Source organism: Okeania sp. SIO2B9, assembly GCF_010672505.1.
Classification (GTDB): Bacteria; Cyanobacteriota; Cyanobacteriia; order Cyanobacteriales; family Microcoleaceae; genus Okeania; species Okeania hirsuta.
This window is the reverse complement of record NZ_JAAHGK010001339.1, coordinates 1-2,028: the sequence shown is the minus strand read 5'-3', so window position 1 is coordinate 2,028 and position 2,028 is coordinate 1. Positions and strand designations below refer to the sequence as shown.

Sequence of the window (2,028 nt, the reverse complement as noted above, 5' to 3'; positions counted from 1 at the left end):
CTAATTTATTTAAGCCTTTGATTGATTCTTTACTGTACAATGACCAATATATGCTACTAGCTGATTATCAAAGCTATATTGAATGTCAGGAGCGGGTTGGTAAAGCTTTCCAAGACCAGGAGAAATGGACGAAGATGTCTATCTATAATTCTGTTCGCATGGGTAAATTCTCTTCTGACCGAACAATTATGGAGTATGCAAAGGAGATTTGGGGAGCACAACCAGTCAAGATTGACCAAGAAACTTATACTCAAGATAATGCTGGTTTGAAGGTAGATTCTTAAAGAAGCACTTCAGCGGTTAGCATTCAGCAATCAGCTCAATACTGTAGGTTGGGTTAAGCGGTAGCGCAACCCAACAAAAATTAACAGGACTTACGCAAAGACACTGTGTATAGAGTCCAGTAACTATTGTCCAATAGTTATGAGTACTATATATAGCGTATCTGCGTAAGTCCTAATTAAGTGTCTGTTGGGTTTATCCTACAGTTAACGAAGTCATAGGTCAGAAGTTATTTTTGTAACGGGGATTTGAGCAACTCTCCAAAAATATACTGAATTTTGCCCCCCTAGCCCCCCAATTCTGGGGGGAACAAGAATCCATTAGCTGGTAAAAGTCCCCCAATTTTGGGGGATTTGGGGGGCGCGTGATGTATAGCAATGTGCGCTGGCATATTTACAAATTACAGGAGATGTCCAATAGCTAAAAGTCTTATATTATCGGCCTTTTATTCCCCCTGTTGCCTGTTGCCTGTTGCCTGTTGCCTGCGCACAGCGCTATAGCAAATGAGACTTTTCAGACAACCTCTTAAAAAGCGGGGTTTTAGACCAATGTTATTTTGATAACCTGCGTTAACTTTCCTTAACCCAACCAGCAAAACTATAAAGCATTTATTATGCTAAAATATTCTCTATTTTTATACCATATATTATTCTGAATTCCTGAAAAAAATGCAAGACAAAATATTAGCTAAAGAAAGACAATTCCACGATATCTGGGCATCAACTATTGATATAGAAGGTATTCGAGTAGTTGATTATTTTGAAAGTTGTACTGCTCCAGAAAATAGATTTATTCTCCAACAAATGGGAGATTTAACAGATAAATATTTGTTAGATTTAGGTTGTGGTGCAGGGGAAAATAGTGTTTATTTTGCTAAAAAAGGAGCGCGGTGTGTAGCAACAGATTATTCTCCTGGAATGGTGGATGTTGCTGTTAAGTTGGCTGAAACAAATGGGGTACAAATTGAGGGGAAAGTTATGGATGCAATGGCTTTAGAATTTGCCGATAATACTTTTGATTTTGTTTATGCTTCTAATTTACTTCACCACTTACCAAATCCAAAGTTAGCAATTAGAGAAATGCACCGCGTTCTTAAACCTGGTGGTAAAGCTTGTTTTTGGGACCCGTTGAAACATAATCCTGTGATTAATGTTTATCGACGTATTGCTACAAAGGTTAGAACTGAGGATGAAATGCCTCTGGATATTAATCTTGTTAATTTTATTAAATCTCTCTATTCAGAAACAGCTTACGATACTTTTTGGTTGGCAACTTTGTGGATTTTTTTAAGGTTTTATTTAATTGAAAAAATTGACCCTAATAAAGAACGTTATTGGAAAAAAATTATTATCGAACATCAAAGATTAGAACCAATGTATCGGAAATTAGAAAGATTAGATGGGGTATTAAAAAAATTGCCTTTGATGAAAAGATTTGCTTGGAATTTAGCAGTAGTTGCAACTAAATAGTGCAGAAGGAAGAAGGAAGAAGGAAGAAGGAAGAAGGAAGAAGGAAGAAGGAAGAAAGGGTTTAGTTAGGGTCTGCTGAATAAAGTCTTTTTGCTCTTTGTAGGAGACAGCTATACTGGAGACAGCTATACTGGAGAAATGGGAATGTAGAGGAGGTAGGAGCAAGAATTGTCTCTCAATTTTTCTGCCATAATCATCCTAAAATACCAGCATGCATGAGCTTTTTCCACCAAAAAGTTGGTACTTTTTTCAACGCTAAAACGCTAAAACCTTTATC

The 2,028-nt window shown here is 36.8% G+C and carries 2 protein-coding genes; both read left to right on the top strand.

From position 1 onward, the window contains the following. A partial coding sequence (locus F6K13_RS30495) for a glycogen/starch/alpha-glucan phosphorylase (RefSeq protein WP_287289481.1) occupies positions 1-284 on the top strand: 284 nt, incomplete at its 5' end. A 666-nt stretch (positions 285-950) separates the two neighbouring features. Next, complete coding sequence (locus F6K13_RS30490; RefSeq protein WP_287289479.1) at positions 951-1,751, top strand: class I SAM-dependent methyltransferase; 801 nt, start codon at positions 951-953, stop codon at positions 1,749-1,751. Positions 1,752-2,028: the final 277 nt, after the last annotated feature.

What these genes read in the sequence shown, in the direction of transcription:
- F6K13_RS30490 (WP_287289479.1), top strand. Translation starts at nt 951, where the DNA reads ATGCAAGACAAAATATTAGCTAAAGAAAGACAATTCCACGATATCTGG.